Genomic DNA, 16652 nt, shown 5'->3' with positions numbered 1-16652 from the left:
CCCGAGGGGAGCGCCCGTGTCCGATCCGACGTCCGTGATCGACGACCTGCACGAGGAGAGCGAGGAACTCGACCGCCTCGTCGCCGGGGCGGGCACGCCGCGCTGGGCGCTCGCCACCCCCGCGCCCGGCTGGACCGTCGCCCACCAGATCGCCCACCTCGCCTGGACGGACCGCTCGGCCCTGCTCGCCGTCACGGACCCCGACGGCTTCCACGCCCTGGTCGAGAAGGCCCTCGCCGCACCTGGATCCTTCGTCGACGAGGGCGCCGAGGAGGACGCCGGACTCCCGCCCGCCGAACTGCTCGCGCGGTGGCGCAGCGGCCGTACGGCGCTGGAGAAGGCACTGCGGGCCGCCCCGCCCAGGGCGCGCTTCCCCTGGTACGGCCCACCCATGTCGGCCGCCTCCATGGCAACGGCCCGCCTTATGGAGACCTGGGCCCATGGGCAGGATGCGGCCGACGCCCTGGGTGTGGTGCGCGCACCCACCGACCGGCTGCGGCATGTGGCCTGGCTCGGGGTGCGGACCCGGGACTTCGCCTACGGCGTGCACGGACTGACTCCGCCGGCCGTTCCCTTCCGCGTCGAACTCCGAGCCCCCTCCGGCGACTTGTGGACGTACGGCCCGGGGGACGCCCCGCAACGCGTCACCGGGCCCGCCCTCGACTTCTGCCTCCTGGTCACCCAGCGCGCCCACCGCGCCGACCTCGCCCTGCGCGCCGACGGCCCCGACGCCGACCGCTGGCTGGACATCGCCCAGGCCTTCGCGGGCCCGCCCGGCACCGGCCGCCCCCCGAACGGGGCCGCACAGTGACCCTGCGGATCGGCAACGCCTCCGGCTTCTACGGAGACCGCTTCGACGCCATGCGCGAGATGCTCACCGGCGGTGACCTGGACGTCCTCACCGGCGACTACCTCGCCGAGCTGACGATGCTCATCCTCGGCCGGGACCGGCTGAAGGACCCGGGCGCCGGATACGCCCGTACCTTTCTGCGGCAGTTGGAGGACTGCCTGGGGCTCGCCCACGAGCGGGGCGTGAAGATCGTCACCAACGCGGGCGGGCTCAACCCGGCCGGACTCGCCGACGCCGTACGGGCGTTGGCCGACCGGCTCGGCATCCCCGTACGCGTCGCACATGTGGAGGGCGACGACCTCACCTCCGCCTTCCCCGGCAGCCTCGCCGCCCACGCCTACCTCGGCGGCTTCGGGATCGCGGCCTGTCTGCGGGCGGGCGCCGACGTCGTCGTCACCGGGCGGGTGACGGACGCGGCACTCGTGACCGGCCCGGCCGCCGCCCACTTCGGGTGGAAGGAAACGGACCACGACCGGCTCGCGGGCGCCGTCGTCGCCGGGCACGTGCTGGAGTGCGGGGCGCAGGCCACCGGCGGCAACTACGCCTTCTTCCGGGACGGTGACGTCCGTCGGCCCGGCTTCCCGCTCGCCGAGCTCCACGAGGACGGCGGCTGCGTCATCACCAAGCACCCCGGCACCGGTGGCTTCGTCGACATCGGCACGGTCACCGCCCAGTTGCTGTACGAGACGGCCGGCGCCCGGTACGCGGGGCCGGACGTCACCGCCCGGCTGGACACCGTGCGGCTCGGCCAGGACGGGCCCGACCGGGTGCGGATCGAGGGCGTGCGCGGTCAGGCGCCGCCGCCCACCCTCAAGGTCGGGCTCAACAGGCTCGGCGGCTTCCGAGGCGAGGTCGTCTTCGTGCTCACCGGCCTCGACATCGAGGCCAAGGCCGCCCTGGTGCGGGAGCAGATGGAACCCGCCCTCGGCAAGGCCGCCGACGTGCGCTGGGAGCTGGTGCGCACCGACCGGCCCGACGCCCCGAGCGAGGAGACGGCGAGCGCGCTGCTGCGGCTCGTCGTACGGGACCCCGACCAGGAGGTCGTCGGGCGGGCCCTGAGCGGGGCGGCCGTGGAGCTGGCGCTCGCCAGTTACCCCGGCTTCCATGTGCTGGCGCCACCTGGAAAGGGCTCGCCCTATGGGGTTTTCGAGGATGTGTACGTCCCCCATGGGGCCGTCGACCACGTGGCCGTCCTCCATGACGGGCGCCGGGTCCCCGTGCCGCCGGCCCACGACACCGCCGTACTCGACCCGGTGCCGGAACCGCGCCTGCCGGAGTCGCTGCCGTCCGGGCCCACCCGGCACGCCCCCCTCGGTCTCGTCGCGGGCGCCCGCAGCGGAGACAAGGGCGGCAACGCCAACGTCGGTGTGTGGGCCCGCACGGACGACGCCTGGCGGTGGCTCACGCACGAGCTGACGGCCGACCGGTTCCAGCAGTTGATACCCGAGAGCCGTGAACTGCCCGTCACCCGGCACGTCCTGCCCAACCTCCGCGCCCTCAACTTCGTCGTCGAGGGCATCCTCGGCGCGGGCGTCGCCGCCCGGCACCGCTTCGACCCGCAGGCCAAGGCCCTCGGCGAATGGCTGCGCTCCCGCCACCTGGACATACCGGAGGCCCTGCTGTGACCGTCCTGACCTCCGCGCTCGACCCGAGCAGCCCCGACTACCGGGCCAACCGCGAGACCATGCTCGCCAGGCTCGCCGAACTCGACACCGAGCACGCCAAGGCCCTCGCGGGCGGCGGCGAGAAGTACGTCGAGCGGCACCGGCGGCGCGGCAAACTCCTCGCCCGCGAACGCGTCGAGCTGCTCCTCGACCCCGACACGCCCTTCCTGGAGCTGTCCCCGCTGGCCGCCTGGGGCAGCGATCACACCGTCGGCGCCTCCCTCGTCACCGGCATCGGTGTCGTCGAGGGAGTGGAGTGCCTGATCACCGCCAACGACCCGACCGTGCGCGGGGGAGCGAGCAACCCCTGGTCGCTGAAGAAGGCCCTGCGCGCGAACGACATCGCCCTCGCCAACCGGCTGCCCTGCGTCAGCCTGGTGGAGTCCGGGGGCGCCGACCTGCCGTCGCAGAAGGAGATCTTCATCCCCGGGGGCGCCATCTTCCGGGACCTGACCCGGCTCTCCGCCGCCGGGATCCCGACCCTCGCGGTCGTCTTCGGCAACTCCACCGCCGGAGGCGCCTACGTCCCCGGCATGTCCGACCACGTGATCATGGTCAAGGAGCGGGCCAAGGTGTTCCTCGGCGGGCCGCCGCTGGTGAAGATGGCCACGGGGGAGGAGAGCGACGACGAGTCCCTGGGCGGCGCCGAGATGCACGCGCGCGTGTCGGGCCTCGCCGACCACTTCGCCGTCGACGAGCACGACGCGCTCCGGCAGGCCCGCCGCGTGGTCGCCCGCCTCAACCACCGCAAGGCGTACGGCGATCCGGGCCCGGCCGTCCCCCCGAAGTATGACGAGGAGGAGCTCCTGGGGCTCGTGCCCGGCGATCTCAGGACCCCCTTCGACCCGCGCGAGGTCATCGCCCGCATCGTCGACGCCTCCGACTTCGACGAGTTCAAACCGCTGTACGGCACGAGCCTGACCACCGGCTGGGCCACCCTGCACGGCTATCCCGTCGGCATCCTGGCGAACGCCCAGGGGGTCCTCTTCAGCGAGGAGTCCCAGAAGGCCGCCCAGTTCGTCCAGCTCGCCAACCAGCGCGACATCCCGCTGCTCTTCCTGCACAACACCACCGGCTACATGGTCGGCAGGGAGTACGAGCAGGGCGGCATCATCAAACACGGCGCGATGATGATCAACGCGGTCAGCAACAGCCGCGTTCCGCACCTCTCCGTCCTCATGGGCGCCTCCTACGGCGCCGGCCACTACGGCATGTGCGGCAGGGCCTACGACCCCCGCTTCCTCTTCGCCTGGCCCAGTGCCAAGTCGGCTGTCATGGGCCCGCAGCAGCTCGCGGGCGTGCTGTCGATCGTCGCCCGCCAGTCGGCCGCCGCGAAGGGACAGCCGTACGACGAGGAGGCGGATGCCGCCCTGCGCGCCATGGTGGAGCAGCAGATCGAGTCCGAGTCGCTGCCGATGTTCCTGTCGGGGCGGTTGTACGACGACGGAGTCATCGACCCGCGCGACACCCGCACCGTCCTCGGCCTGTGCCTCTCCGCCATCCACACCGCCCCTTACGAGGGCGCGCGCGGCGGCTTCGGCGTCTTCCGGATGTGAGGCAACAGAGATGATTTCCACCCTGCTGGTCGCCAACCGTGGCGAGATAGCCTGCCGCGTCTTCCGCACCTGCCGTGAGCTCGGCATCCGCACGGTCGCCGTGTACTCCGACGCAGACGCGAACGCCCTCCACGTGCGCGTGGCCGACACGGGCGTACGACTCCCGGGGGAGACGCCCGCCGACACCTATCTGCGCGGCGACCTGATCGTGAAGGCCGCCGTCGCGTCCGGCGCCGACGCCGTGCACCCCGGATACGGCTTCCTCGCCGAGAACGCCGGCTTCGCCCGGGCCGTCCTGGACGCGGGCCTGGTCTGGGTCGGCCCGTCCCCGGACGCCATCGAGGCGATGGCGTCCAAGACCCAGGCCAAGCGGCTCATGGGGCTGAAACCCCTCACGGACGTCACCGAGGCCGACCTCCCGGTCCTGGTGAAGGCGGCAGCGGGCGGCGGCGGCCGCGGCATGCGCGTCGTACGGCACCTGGCGGACCTGGACGCCGAACTGGCCGCCGCACGCGCCGAAGCGGCGAGTGCCTTCGGCGACGGCGAGGTCTTCGTCGAGCCGTACGTGGAGAACGGCCGCCACGTCGAGGTGCAGATCCTCGCCGACACCCACGGCACCATCTGGCCGCTCGGCACCCGCGACTGCTCCCTCCAGCGCCGCCACCAGAAGGTCGTCGAGGAGGCCCCCGCACCCGGGCTCTCCGAGGAACTCCAGGAGGAGGTGAGCGCCCTCGCCGTACGGGCCGCCCGAGCCGTCGACTACGTGGGCGCCGGCACGGTCGAGTTCCTCGTCGCCGACGGCAGGGCCCACTTCCTGGAGATGAACACCCGCCTCCAGGTCGAACACCCCGTGACGGAAGCCGTCTTCGGCCTCGACCTAGTCGCCGAACAGATCCGCGTCGCCGAGGGCCACCCCCTCGAAAGCACGCCTCCACGCGCGCGTGGCCATGCCGTGGAGGCCCGCCTCTACGCCGAGGACCCGTCGAGCGACTGGTCCCCGCAGACCGGCCGCCTGCACCGCCTGTCCATGCCCGAAGGCATCCGCCTCGACACCGGCTACACCGACGGCGACGACATCGGCGTCCACTACGACCCCATGCTCGCCAAGGCCGTAGCCCACGCCCCCACCCGCACGGAGGCCATCCGCGCACTCGCCTCCGCCCTGGAACGGGCGGCGATCCACGGCCCCGTCACCAACCGCGACCTCCTGGTCCGCTCCCTGCGCCACCCCGAGTTCACCGCGGCCCGCATGGACACCGGCTTCTACGACCGCCACCTGCCGGATCTGACCGAGCCGACCCCCGACCCGCACGCCCCCCTGGCAGCCGCCCTCGCCGACGCCCGGGGCCGCTCCCGCTTCGGCGGCTGGCGCAACGTCCCCTCACAGCCGCAGACCAAGCGCTACGCGATGGCGGGGCAGGACCACGAGGTCCGCTACCGGCACACGCGCACGGGCCTGGAGGCGGACGGCGTGCGGGTGGTGCACGCCGACGCGCACCTCGTGGTCCTCGAAGTGGACGGCGTACAGCGCAAGTTCGAGGTGACGGCCTACGGCGACCGGGTCCACGTGAACAACACCGCCCTGATGGCGTTGCCCCGCTTCCCCGACCCGACGACCCAGCACGCCCCCGGCTCCCTCCTGGCCCCCATGCCGGGCACGGTCGTCCGAGTGGCCGACGGCCTCACCGTAGGAAGTGCCGTGAAGGCCGGAGACCCCTTGCTCTGGCTGGAGGCGATGAAGATGCAGCACAAGATCACAGCACCCGTGACGGGCACCCTGACGGCCCTGCATGCCGTACCCGGACAACAGGTCGAGCCGGGCTCACTGCTGGCGGTGGTGCGGGAAACCTAAGGGACGCGGGGAACTGCGCGATCCGCCACAAACCACCCGTACCCGAAAGGACGCCGATGGACACCGAAGACCACAAAGCCCTACGACAAACCGTCTCCGCACTCGGCAACCGCCACGGCCGCCCCCACGACCCCGCACGCCTCTGGTCCGATGCGGGCACACTCGGCTACCTCGGCGTCAACCTCCCCGAGGAGTACGGAGGAGGCGGCGGAGGCATATCCGAACTCTCCATCGTCCTGGAAGAACTCGGCGCAGCCGGCTGCCCCCTCCTCATGCTGGTCGTCTCACCAGCCATCTGCGGCACAGTGATAGCCCGCTTCGGCACAGACGCCCAGAAACAACACTGGCTCCCCGCCCTGGCCGACGGCTCCCGCCTCATGGCCTTCGGCATCACGGAACCGGACGCCGGCTCCAACAGCCACCGCATCACGACCACCGCCCGCCGCGACGAGGACACCGGAGACTGGATCCTCACCGGCCGCAAGGTCTTCATCTCCGGCGTCGACGTCGCGGACGCGACCCTCATCGTCGGCCGCACCGAGGACGCCCGCACCGGCCGCCTCAAGCCCTGCCTGTTCATCGTCCCGCGTGACGCACCCGGCTTCACCCGGCATCCCATCGACATGGAACTCGACGCCGCCGAGAAGCAGTTCGAGCTGACCCTGGACGACGTGCGGCTGCCCGCCGACGCACTCGTCGGCGACGAGGACGCGGGACTCCTCCAGCTCTTCGCGGGCCTCAACCCCGAACGCATCATGACGGCCGCCTTCGCGATCGGCATGGGCCGCTACGCCCTCGCGAAAGCCGTCGAGTACGCCCGCGACCGCCAGGTCTGGAACACCCCCATCGGCGCCCACCAGGCCATCGCCCACCCCCTCGCCCAGGCGCACATCGACCTCCAACTCGCGCGCCTGATGATGCAGAAGGCGGCCCGGCTGTACGACACGGGCGACGACATGGGTGCCGGCGAGGCAGCCAACATGGCCAAATACGCGGCGGGGGAGGCCTGCGTGAAGGCCGTGGACCAGGCCGTGCACACCCTCGGCGGCAACGGCCTCACCCGCGAGTTCGGTCTCGCCTCGCTGATAACGGCCGCGCGTGTGGCTCGTATCGCCCCGGTGAGCCGGGAGATGATTCTCAACTACGTCTCCCACCAGACCCTGGGCCTGCCCAAGTCGTACTGAGACGGCCCCGCGCGCGAGGAGGAACCATGTTCCGCAGCGAGTACGCAGAGGGCCCGCCCGTCGAACTGCCCACGGCAACGAGATCCCGCACGCGTACGTCGTCCGCCAGCCGTCCCGCACCGAGCTCTCCGAGGCCGAGATCATGATGTACGTCGCCGAACGCGGCGCCCCCTGCAAGCGGATCCGGCACGTCACCTTCATCGACGGTGTCCCCCGGGCGGCCTCCGGCAAGGTCCTCCGCCGACAGCTCAGGGAGCGCGCATGACTCTGGTCGGCCGGGCACGCGCGCGTGCCGTCGAAATCCTCACCCTCGACTCGCCCCACAACCGCAACGCCCTGTCGGCGGCCCTCGTCGGCGAACTGGCCGAGGCGCTCACGGAGGCAGGCCAGGACACCGGCGTCCGGGCGGTCGTCCTCACCCACACCGGCAACACCTTCAGCGCGGGCGCCGACCTGCGCGACCCCCCGCCCCCGGAAGCCCTGGTCGGCCTGCTGCGGCAGATCGTCGAACTGCCCAAGCCGGTCGTCGCCCGGGTCACCGGCCACGTCCGCGCGGGCGGCCTCGGCCTGCTGGCCGCCTGCGACATCGCGGCCGCCTCGGCGGAGGCCACCTTCGCCTTCACGGAGGTCCGCGTCGGCGTCGCCCCCGCCGTCATCTCCCTGCCGCTCCTCCCGCGCACCGACCCGCGCGCGCTGGCCCGCTACTACCTCACCGGCGAGCGCTTCGACGCGGCGGAGGCGGCCCGCACCGGCCTGCTCACCACCCACGCCGACGACGTCGACACCGCACTGGCCCCCATCCTCGACGGCCTGCGCAGATCCGCCCCCGACGCCCTGACCGAGACGAAACGGCTGCTCACGGCTAGGGTGCTGGAAACCTTCGACCGGGACGCGGACGGCCTGACCGCGCTCTCGGCCCGGCTGTTCTCCTCCCCGCAGGCCCGCGAGGGGATGACGGCCTTCCTCGAACGACGGGATCCGGCATGGGTGGTGTGAGGACATGGGCGGTGTGAGCACGGTCGACCGTGCGGAGAGAGTCCCCAAGCAGGACCGCAGCCGGGCCACCCGGCAGCGGCTCCTGGAAGCCGCCGTGGCCTGCCTCGCCGAACACGGCTGGGCCGGCTCCACCGTCTCCGTCGTCGCCGAACGCGCCGGCGTCTCCCGCGGCGCCGCCCAGCACCACTTCCCGACCCGCGAGGACCTCTTCACCGCGGCCGTCGAGTACGTCGCCGAGGAACGCTCCACGGCCCTGCGCGCCCTCTTCCCGGAGGGCGCGGCCGGAGACCGCCACGCGGTCGTCGCGGCCCTGGTCGACCTCTACACCGGACCGCTGTTCCGCGCGGCCCTCCACCTCTGGGTGGCCGCCTCCGACGAGGACCAGCTCCGCCCCCGCGTCACCGAACTCGAAGCCCGCGTGGGCCGCGAGACCCACCGCATCGCCGTCGACCTCCTGGCCGCCGACGAATCCGTCCCCGGCGTCCGCGAAACCGTCCAGGGCCTCCTCGACATGGCCCGGGGCCTGGGCCTGGCCAACCTCCTCACGGACGACTCGGCACGCCGGGAGCGGGTGGTCGAGCAGTGGGCGGGGCTGCTGGAGCAGGCGCTGGGCGGCGTCAGGGACTGAGCCGCTCCACGCGCCAGCTCCCGTCGGCCCGCTCCACGTACCGCAACCGGTCGTGCAGCCGGTTCTCGCGGCCCTGCCAGAACTCCACCGTCTGCGGGGCCACCCGGAAACCGCCCCAGTTCGGCGGCACGGGCACCTGCTCGCCCTCGGGGTAGCGGGCGGCCAGCTCGGCGTACGCCCCGTCGATGTCGGCGCGCGTGGCGATCACCGAGGACTGCGCGCTGGCCCACGCGCCGAGCTGCGAGCCGTGCGGCCGGGTGCGGAAGTACGCCGCCGTCTCGTCCCGCCCGGTACGCCGCGCGATCCCGGTCACGATGACCTGCCGGGCCATCGGATGCCAGGGGAACAGCAGCGAGATGTACGGGTTCTCCGCCAGGTCACGCGCCTTGCGGGAGTCGTAGTTCGTGTAGAAGACGAAGCCCTGCTCGTCGAAGTGCTTCAGCAGTACCGTGCGGGAGCTGGGCCGGCCCTCGGCGTCGGCCGTCGAGACGATCACGGCGTTCGGCTCGAACAGCCCGCCGTCCGTCGCGGCCTGTTTGAACCAGCGCGCGAACTGCTCGACGGGGGTGGCGGCCAGCTCGGTCTCGGAGAGGCCCTCGGCCCGGTACTGCTTGCGCATCGAGGCCAGGTCGAAGGGGGCGGCGTCGCGGTCGGTCACCCGGTCATCTTGCCGTATGGACGGTGTCCTTCGTCACTCACTGGCACTGAGTGCCGTGAACCCTCCCCAACGGTGGCACTCGGGGATATCGTTTCCGTGCCGTTCCGGTTGGGTGACCGCCAGCCGCACGGGGCATCACAGGGGGGACCGGCCAGGACCGCGAGTCGCCGCACACGACCGTGGATCCACCGGACGGCCGCCCGCTTCGCAAGCTGACTGACACATGGTTCGTCGCCCCACCCCCATCACACCATCTGTCGCTTACATCACGAGGAGCCGCCTGATGTCCGACTTCGTACCCGGGCTCGAGGGAGTCGTCGCGTTCGAGACGGAGATCGCCGAGCCGGACAAGGAGGGCGGCGCACTCCGGTACCGGGGCGTCGACATCGAGGACCTCGTCGGACACGTCTCCTTCGGCAACGTCTGGGGCCTGCTCGTCGACGGCGCCTTCAACCCGGGCCTGCCACCCGCCGAGCCGTTCCCCATCCCCGTCCACTCCGGCGACATCCGCGTCGACGTCCAGTCGGCCCTGGCCATGCTCGCGCCCGTCTGGGGCCTGAAACCCCTCCTGGACATCGACGCCGAGGAGGCCCGCGAGGACCTCGCCCGGGCGGCCGTCATGGCCCTGTCCTACGTCGCCCAGTCGGCCCGCGGCCAGGGCCTGCCGATGGTCCCGCAGCGCGAGATCGACAAGGCCCACTCCGTCGTCGAGCGCTTCATGATCCGCTGGCGCGGCGAGCCGGACCCCAAGCACGTGGCGGCGGTGGACGCGTACTGGACGAGCGCCGCGGAGCACGGCATGAACGCGTCCACGTTCACGGCGCGCGTGATCGCCTCGACGGGCGCGGACGTGGCGGCGGCCCTGTCGGGAGCGGTCGGCGCGATGTCGGGCCCGCTCCACGGCGGCGCCCCCTCCCGCGTCCTGCACATGATCGAGGAGATCGAGCGGACGGGCGACGCCGAGGCCTACGTCAAGCAGACCCTCGACAAGGGCGAACGCCTCATGGGCTTCGGCCACCGCGTCTACCGCGCCGAGGACCCGAGGGCGAGGGTCCTGCGCCGCACGGCCCGCGAACTGGGCGCCCCCCGCTTCGAGGTCGCCGAGGCCCTGGAGAAGGCGGCCCTGGCGGAACTCCACGCCCGCCGTCCCGACCGGGTCCTGGCCACCAACGTCGAGTTCTGGGCAGCCATCGTCCTGGACTTCGCCGAGGTCCCGGCCCACATGTTCACGTCCATGTTCACCTGCGCCCGCACGGCCGGGTGGTCCGCCCACATCCTCGAACAGAAGCGCACGGGCCGCCTGGTCCGCCCCTCGGCCCGCTACACCGGCCCCGGCTCCCGCAACCCCCGCGACATCGAGGGCTACGAGGACATCGCCCACTGACCGGTCTCCCACACGGCCTCACCCGGCTCCGGGTGAGGCCGTCCGCACGTCTCACCCCGTGAGCCGGTCCAGCTCCTCACCGATCGCCTCCCGCAACGGCTGATGCCGCGCCCCGAGCGCATACCGCTCCTCGCTCCACATCTCCCGCGGATAGAGCCACACGGGCAACCGCACGAGATCCTCGGGCTCCCAGTCGTACCGCGGCCACACATGCGCGTGCAGGAACACGTCGGCGTTCCCGAGAATCTCCAGATTGACCCGCCGAAACCCCGACTCCACCCGCCGACAGGTCCGCTCGACGGCTTCGCCCAGCCGCTCCATGTCCCCCAGAAACGCCAGCCGCCTGCTCCGCGGCAGCTCCGACAGCCTCTCCACCGCGGGATCATCGGTCAGCAACAAGGAGTAGCCGGGCAGGAACTGCACATCGCCGATCACCGCGAACCCGGCGTCCAGCCTCCGCATCACGGCCGGATTCTCACCCCGCAGAGCGCTGCCGATCCGATCGTCGCGCCACTCACTCACCACCATCGCCCCCCGGAAAACGCAGACGACCCGCGAGCCTGGTCCTCCAGAGGAGGAGCCGGCCGGACGTACCGGCGACTCGCGGGTCGGGTGACTGCTGGAGATTGGGCCGGCTGCACGTTTCGCTCACGTGCCGGTCCGGCACCGCACTGTGTGTGGTGTCGGGCCGCTAGCCCGCAGCCACCTCACGCGTCCGGGTTTCATACATCTGCCGGATCACCTCCCTTCGGTGTGAGCCACACACTAAGAACCGCTCGGCCACCGATCAACCCATTTTCCGAGAGGTTGACTGTGGCGCCTCGGACCGGATGGCCCACTCGTATCCGTCACCCCGTTGAAGCAGCCGCAGATTCCGGTGGGAGACGTTGATCCGACCCGTGGGTGTGGTGAGGCCGGGGTGAGGTGCGGCCGGCCGCGACGATGTTGGTGTGCGGCCTTGCGGATCCCCGGATGAAGATCGAGATCGAGGTGTACGCGCGGCGCGGGAGTGGTACTGGGCCCGTGTCGTTGATCGACTGAGTCCGCGGAAGGCCCGCCCGTGCCGTCCTCCGGGCGTTGACGTGGGGGTCGCCGCCGTACAACGATTCCTTCCATCAATGTTGCGGGAACTCGGTGTGCGCTGGGTCACGTTCCAGTTGAATGATTGCAAGGAGCGAACCGACGTGCCGTACGTGCGGACGCAGCCTGCAGGGGGTCCAGGTGAGTGCTTCCCGGCGTAGTGGGACCACCGACGAGCTGGGGCCGGACGAGCCCGAGCGGGACAACTCGGATGGTTCGGATCTGCTTGCCGCGCTGCTGGACGGCATGGACGCGGCGCTGTGCGCCTTCGACGCCGACGGGGTGGTGACGCACTGGAACCGCGAGGCCGAGCGGATCCTGGGGTGGAGCGCGGACGAGGCCGTGGGGCGGCGGGGCCTCGCCGGGTGGGCCGTGCGCAGCGCGGACGCCGAGGAGGTCGAGGGGCGGCTGCTGTCCGCCATGCACGCGCCGGGCCGCCAGGTGCACGAGTTCGCGCTGCTGACGAAGGACGGCGGGCGGGTGCTCGTGCGGACGCAGTCGGCGGCCGTACGGGGTCCGGACGGCAAGCCCGCGGGTGTGTACTGCGCCTTCAGCGAGGTGCACGTGCAGATCGATCTGGAGCGGTCGATCGCGTTGAGCGAGGCGCTGTTCGAGGACGCCAGCTGGGGTGTCGTGCTCGTGGACGTCGACCTGCGGCCGGCCGTGGTGAACGCGCACGCGGCCCGGGCGCTGGGCGCGGGGCGTACGTCCGTGCTCGGGCGGCCGCTCGGGGAGCTGATCGCGCAGGGCGTGGAGGAGCTGGAGAGCGCGCTCCAGCATGTGCTGGCTGAGGGTGCGCCGCCCGCGCCCGCCGAGGTGTGGGTGACGGTGCGCACGCCCGAGGGGGAGCGGCGGCGGTGCTGGCGCAGCGGTTTCCTGCGGCTGGCCTCTCCGCTGGCGGAGGAGCCGGTTCCGCTGGGGGTGGGCTGGCTGTTCCAGGACGTGACGGAGGCCAAGCAGGCCGAGCAGGAGGCGTCGTTGCTGCGGTTCCGTACGCAGCAGCTGTACCGGGCCTCGCGGGCCGCCGCCGAGTGCGAGGACCCGGCGGAGGCGGCGACGATTCACCTGGACTTCGCCCTGGCCGGTTTCGCCGACCACGCGCTGATCGACCGGGTGGCCGGCGGCGCGCTCACCGACACGGAGGCCGGGCCGGTACGGCTGGTGCGGGTCGCGGCGACGCCCTCCGGCGCGCCGGGACCGAGCAAGCTCGCCGGCCGCGCGGGACTGCCCGTGCGGTACGCCGAGGGGCATCCGGCCCTGCAGTGCGTGGAGCGGGTCGGCGCGCTGCGGGCGAGCTCGGGCGCCGTCTCGCCCGAGCAGGCCCGGGAGTGGGCCCTGGCCCGCCAGTGGCCGCCGGACGCCGTGCACGCCCTGTGCGCGGTGCTGCGCAGCCGGGGGCGGACGCTGGGTGTCGTGACGTTCCTGAGGGGCGCGGGGCGCGGTGCCTTCGAGCGCTCCGACGCGATGTACGCGGAGGACGTGGCGGTAAGGATCGCCGCGGCGCTGGATCTCGCGGGGCTGTCGGACGAGGAGTGAGCGACAGGGGTGACCCGGGCCGTGTCGCCGGCGGAAGGTGTCAGTGCCGGTAGAAGATCCGGTCCCGGTACCGCTCCATCACCCGCCCGTTCCAGTCGTGGCCCCCGTCGACGTTCCCGGAGCGCAGCAGCGGGGGCTCGACGCCGCGGTCGGCGAGTGTGGCGGCTGTCGTCGCCATGACGGCCTGGAGGAGGGCCGAGGTGACGACCGTGGAGGCGGGGGCGAAGGGGGCGGGCACGTTGTCCAGGGTGAGTTCCGCGTCGCCGACCGCGATCTTCGAGTCGAGGACGAGATCGCAGTGGTCCTTGAGGTACGTCCCCGAGGAGTGCCGGGACTTCGTCTCCGAGGCGTACGCCACCGACGTCACGCCGATGACCTTGACGCCCAGGGCGCGCGCGTTCATGGCCATCTCCACGGGGAGGGCGTTGCGCCCCGAGAGGGAGATGATCAGCAGGGCGTCGCCCTCGTGCAGCGGGGAGCTGTCCAGGACGGCGCTCGCGAGGCCGTCGACGCGTTCCAGGGCGGAGCCGAGCGGCGCGGGCATGACGTCGACGCCGACGACCCCCGGCACGGCGAGCAGGTTCATCAGGGCGAGACCGCCGGCGCGGTAGACGAGGTCCTGCGCGGCGAGGGAGGAGTGCCCGGCGCCGAAGGCGAAGAGGCGGCCACCGTTTAGGACGGTGTCGGCGAGGAGCGTCCCGGCCGCCGTGATGCTGTCGGCCTCCTCGTCGCGGACCCGCCGCAGCAGGCCGATCGCGGCGTCGAGGAACTGGCCGGCCGGCGCGCGGTCGCTCATACGGGGTCCCTTCAGGCTGGCCTCGGGCGCGAGTGTCGCGCATCATGCGGTCTGGACCAGTGCGGTGTCAATACGGCCGTGAAAAGCTCGGCGGGGCCGTGGAGAGCGTGCCGCACGGCTGTGAAAAGCTCCGTCGTACCCCTCCGCGGGTCCGGGTAATCCCCGCTTTCCCTCCTGCGGCACGGTTGTCGGTGGTATCCGGCAGAATTGGGTGCAGGGCCAGCGCACGCGCCGGTGAGCCGTCCAGCCTCCGGCAGATCTCATTCGAGGGGCACGTATGTCCGGACTGATCGACACCACGGAGATGTATCTCCGCACCATCCTCGAGCTGGAGGAAGAGGGTGTGGTCCCCATGCGCGCCCGTATCGCCGAGCGGCTGGACCAGAGCGGGCCGACGGTCAGCCAGACCGTGGCGCGGATGGAGCGCGACGGCCTGGTGTCCGTCGCCAGCGACCGGCACCTGGAGCTCACCGACGAGGGCCGCCGTCTCGCCACGCGCGTGATGCGCAAGCACCGGCTCGCCGAGTGTCTGCTCGTCGACGTGATCGGTCTGGAGTGGGAGCAGGTCCACGCAGAGGCGTGCCGCTGGGAGCATGTGATGAGCGAGGCCGTGGAGCGCCGCGTCCTGGAGCTGCTGCGGCACCCGACGGAGTCGCCGTACGGCAACCCCATCCCGGGTCTGGAGGAGCTCGGCGAGAAGGACGGCGCCGACCCGTTCCTGGACGAGGGCATGGTGTCGCTGGCCAGCCTCGACCCGGGCACGGAGGGCAAGACGGTCGTGGTACGCCGTATCGGCGAGCCGATCCAGACGGACGCGCAGCTGATGTACACGCTGCGGCGGGCGGGCGTGCAGCCCGGCTCGGTGGTGAGCGTGACGGAGTCGGCGGGCGGTGTGCTGGTCGGCAGCGGTGGCGAGGCGGCCGAGCTGGAGTCGGACGTGGCCTCCCACGTGTTCGTCGCCAAGCCCTGAGCCCGGCCGGGGGCCCTGTCCCGGGATGGCCGCCAACTCTCGTTGTGCGTGGGGCGGTTGTGGCGTTGGCGTGATCCCGTCGAATCCAGGATCCAGTCCGTCGAATGGCAGCGCTCGCCCGCTTCCCGTGCGACGCTGTCGCGTGAGGCATATGACCTGAGGGCTCTTGGCCGCGGCTCGACAGCGATGTCGCCCGGCCGGGGAGGGGGGCGGAGGGATGTGCCGTGGAGACGCAGAGGGCCCCGGCGCCTTGCGGCGCCGGGGCCTGTCCTCCCCTGTGCTGACCCGGAGCCCCGAGCTCTCAGGGTCATTTCCCTCGGACCGGTTTCCCCGAGCGGTCCGCCCCCTGTTGAAGATCTCCCCTCGACCGAGGCGATCAATCCTTGAGGGGGGTCACTCGAACGAGGGGTGTTGCCCGCGAGAACGGCATTCTCGAATGCTCATTCGATAACCTGCGGGTGACGAACGAACCGGAACGTGCGCTACAGGGATGTGCACACCAACAGGAACGACCAGGAACGGCAAGGCACAGCAGGCAGAACACGGTTCACAGGACCGACCCGTCCGAGACGGCCGCGGTCCGCGCGAAGCTTGGGGGGTGCCAGGACATGGCGCGACGCATCGACGTGACCGGGACGGGCGGCGTACGCCTCGCGGCCTGGGAGTTCGGCGACCCGCCCAAGACCGATCCGGCCGGATCCGATCCCGCGCGGGACGTGCCGGACGGCTCCCCGGGCGTGCTGTTACTCCACGGCCTCATGGGCCGCGCCTCGCACTGGGCGTCCACCGCCCGCTGGCTCTCCGGCCGGTACCGAGCGGTCGCCCTCGACCAGCGCGGCCACGGACGCAGCGACAAGCCCCCGCAGGGCTCCTTCACCCGTGACGCCTACGTCGACGACGCCGAGGCCGCTCTGGACCAGCTCGGCCTCGCCCCGGTCGTCCTCATCGGCCACGCCATGGGCGCGCTGACCGCCTGGCAGCTCGCCGCCAAACGCCCCGATCTGGTCCGTGGCCTGATCATCTGTGACATGCGGGCCTCCGCGCTCGGCGCCGCCTCGCAGCACGAGTGGGCCCAGTGGTTCGCGTCCTGGCCGCTGCCGTTCGCCACGCTCGCCGACGTCCGCAAGTGGTTCGGCGAGGACGACCCCTGGGTGGAGCGCCCCAACCCGGCCCGCGGCGAGTTCTACGCCGAGGTGATGGCCGAGTCCCCGGACGGCTGGCGACCGGTCTTCGACCCGGAGCAGATGCTCCGCTCCCGCGAGACCTGGGTGTACGACGCGCACTGGGAGGAGCTGGCCCAGGTCCGGTGCCCGGCTCTGGTGGTGCGCGGCCTCGATGGCGAGCTGGGCCGGGCCGAGGCCCAGGAGATGGTCCGCGTCCTGCCCCGCGGCCAGTACGCGGAGGTCGCCGACGCCGGTCACCTGGTCCACTACGACCAGCCGGAGGCCTGGCGGGCGGCGATCGAACCGTTCCTGGACGCCCTCGGTACCGACTGACG

At 72.1% G+C, this 16652-nt stretch carries 14 protein-coding genes and 2 pseudogenes; 13 read left to right on the top strand and 3 right to left on the bottom strand.

Annotated features, from left to right (window positions below; genetic code table 11):
- Nucleotides 1-16 precede the first annotated feature (16 nt).
- From HDA41_RS17505 to HDA41_RS17470, 8 genes and pseudogenes are all read left to right on the top strand, one after another.
- A complete protein-coding gene (locus HDA41_RS17505; RefSeq protein WP_184985016.1) occupies nt 17-811 on the top strand; it encodes a TIGR03084 family metal-binding protein in 795 nt (264 codons plus the stop codon).
- A complete protein-coding gene (locus HDA41_RS17500; protein WP_184985014.1) occupies nt 808-2475 on the top strand; it encodes an acyclic terpene utilization AtuA family protein in 1668 nt (555 codons plus the stop codon). Before HDA41_RS17505 ends, HDA41_RS17500 begins: the two co-directional genes overlap by 4 nt.
- Nucleotides 2472-4070, top strand: coding sequence for an acyl-CoA carboxylase subunit beta (locus tag HDA41_RS17495; protein WP_184985013.1), 1599 nt, complete (start codon nt 2472-2474; stop codon nt 4068-4070). Before HDA41_RS17500 ends, HDA41_RS17495 begins: the two co-directional genes overlap by 4 nt.
- A 10-nt stretch (nt 4071-4080) precedes the next feature.
- Nucleotides 4081-5922, top strand: a complete 1842-nt coding sequence (locus HDA41_RS17490; protein ID WP_184985011.1) for an acetyl/propionyl/methylcrotonyl-CoA carboxylase subunit alpha — start codon at nt 4081-4083, stop codon at nt 5920-5922.
- Nucleotides 5923-5978: 56 nt separating this feature from the next.
- Nucleotides 5979-7106, top strand: a complete 1128-nt coding sequence (locus tag HDA41_RS17485; RefSeq protein WP_184985009.1) for an acyl-CoA dehydrogenase family protein — start codon at nt 5979-5981, stop codon at nt 7104-7106.
- A 73-nt stretch (nt 7107-7179) separates the two neighbouring features.
- Nucleotides 7180-7371 (top strand): annotated as a pseudogene (locus HDA41_RS17480) (AMP-binding enzyme); the annotation flags it as partial.
- Nucleotides 7368-8102: an enoyl-CoA hydratase family protein gene (locus HDA41_RS17475; RefSeq protein ID WP_184985006.1), complete on the top strand. Its 735-nt coding sequence runs from the start codon at nt 7368-7370 to the stop codon at nt 8100-8102. The pseudogene HDA41_RS17480 and the gene HDA41_RS17475, both read left to right, overlap by 4 nt.
- A 4-nt stretch (nt 8103-8106) precedes the next feature.
- A complete protein-coding gene (locus HDA41_RS17470) occupies nt 8107-8730 on the top strand; it encodes a TetR/AcrR family transcriptional regulator (protein ID WP_184985004.1) in 624 nt (207 codons plus the stop codon).
- Here the strand turns inward: HDA41_RS17470 and pdxH are convergent.
- Complete coding sequence (gene pdxH / locus HDA41_RS17465) at nt 8720-9388, bottom strand: pyridoxamine 5'-phosphate oxidase (protein WP_184985003.1); 669 nt, start codon at nt 9386-9388, stop codon at nt 8720-8722. The two genes, HDA41_RS17470 and pdxH, sit on opposite strands and share 11 nt — an antisense overlap.
- Before the next feature lie 283 nt (nt 9389-9671).
- On the opposite strand from pdxH, the gene HDA41_RS17460 reads away from it, so the two are divergent.
- Nucleotides 9672-10772, top strand: a complete 1101-nt coding sequence (locus HDA41_RS17460; protein ID WP_184985001.1) for a citrate synthase 2 — start codon at nt 9672-9674, stop codon at nt 10770-10772.
- A 51-nt stretch (nt 10773-10823) separates the two neighbouring features.
- On the opposite strand, the gene HDA41_RS17455 is transcribed toward HDA41_RS17460, so the two are convergent.
- Nucleotides 10824-11300 (bottom strand): HIT family protein, encoded by a 477-nt coding sequence (locus HDA41_RS17455; RefSeq protein ID WP_221511545.1) that lies wholly within the window; start codon nt 11298-11300, stop codon nt 10824-10826.
- 390 nt (nt 11301-11690) lie between these two features.
- Here HDA41_RS17455 and HDA41_RS41280 point away from each other — a divergent pair.
- Nucleotides 11691-11813 (top strand): annotated as a pseudogene (locus tag HDA41_RS41280) (RidA family protein); the annotation flags it as partial.
- Between the two features lie 120 nt (nt 11814-11933).
- Nucleotides 11934-13388 carry a PAS domain-containing protein gene (locus HDA41_RS17450; RefSeq protein ID WP_184984999.1) on the top strand — a complete coding sequence of 485 codons (1455 nt, stop codon included), beginning with the start codon at nt 11934-11936 and terminating at the stop codon, nt 13386-13388.
- A gap of 40 nt (nt 13389-13428) precedes the next feature.
- Here the strand turns inward: HDA41_RS17450 and HDA41_RS17445 are convergent, their stop codons facing one another.
- Nucleotides 13429-14184, bottom strand: coding sequence for an SIS domain-containing protein (locus tag HDA41_RS17445; RefSeq protein WP_184984997.1), 756 nt, complete (start codon nt 14182-14184; stop codon nt 13429-13431).
- A 277-nt stretch (nt 14185-14461) separates the two neighbouring features.
- Between HDA41_RS17445 and HDA41_RS17440 the strand changes: the two genes are divergently transcribed.
- Both HDA41_RS17440 and HDA41_RS17435 read left to right on the top strand, forming a co-directional pair.
- Nucleotides 14462-15154, top strand: coding sequence for an iron-dependent transcriptional repressor DtxR (locus HDA41_RS17440; protein ID WP_114253712.1), 693 nt, complete (start codon nt 14462-14464; stop codon nt 15152-15154).
- 608 nt (nt 15155-15762) lie between these two features.
- Nucleotides 15763-16650: an alpha/beta fold hydrolase gene (locus tag HDA41_RS17435; protein ID WP_184984995.1), complete on the top strand. Its 888-nt coding sequence runs from the start codon at nt 15763-15765 to the stop codon at nt 16648-16650.
- The last annotated feature ends 2 nt before the right edge of the window (nt 16651-16652 follow it).

This window comes from Streptomyces caelestis, from assembly GCF_014205255.1.
Taxonomy (GTDB): Bacteria; Actinomycetota; Actinomycetes; order Streptomycetales; family Streptomycetaceae; genus Streptomyces; species Streptomyces caelestis.
Note: the sequence above shows the minus strand (reverse complement) of the source record. Positions and strands in the feature narration are given on the sequence as shown.

Excerpts from the sequence above, each read along its gene's own strand:
- HDA41_RS17490 (WP_184985011.1), top strand. The coding sequence starts at position 4,081 with ATGATTTCCACCCTGCTGGTCGCCAACCGTGGCGAGATAGCCTGCCGC.
- HDA41_RS17485 (WP_184985009.1), top strand. The coding sequence starts at position 5,979 with ATGGACACCGAAGACCACAAAGCCCTACGACAAACCGTCTCCGCACTC.
- HDA41_RS17475 (WP_184985006.1), top strand. The coding sequence starts at position 7,368 with ATGACTCTGGTCGGCCGGGCACGCGCGCGTGCCGTCGAAATCCTCACC.
- HDA41_RS17470 (WP_184985004.1), top strand. The coding sequence starts at position 8,107 with ATGGGCGGTGTGAGCACGGTCGACCGTGCGGAGAGAGTCCCCAAGCAG.
- HDA41_RS17460 (WP_184985001.1), top strand. The coding sequence starts at position 9,672 with ATGTCCGACTTCGTACCCGGGCTCGAGGGAGTCGTCGCGTTCGAGACG.
- HDA41_RS17455 (WP_221511545.1), bottom strand. The coding sequence starts at position 11,300 with ATGGTGGTGAGTGAGTGGCGCGACGATCGGATCGGCAGCGCTCTGCGG.
- HDA41_RS17450 (WP_184984999.1), top strand. The coding sequence starts at position 11,934 with ATGATTGCAAGGAGCGAACCGACGTGCCGTACGTGCGGACGCAGCCTG.
- HDA41_RS17445 (WP_184984997.1), bottom strand. The coding sequence starts at position 14,184 with ATGAGCGACCGCGCGCCGGCCGGCCAGTTCCTCGACGCCGCGATCGGC.
- HDA41_RS17440 (WP_114253712.1), top strand. The coding sequence starts at position 14,462 with ATGTCCGGACTGATCGACACCACGGAGATGTATCTCCGCACCATCCTC.
- HDA41_RS17435 (WP_184984995.1), top strand. The coding sequence starts at position 15,763 with ATGGCGCGACGCATCGACGTGACCGGGACGGGCGGCGTACGCCTCGCG.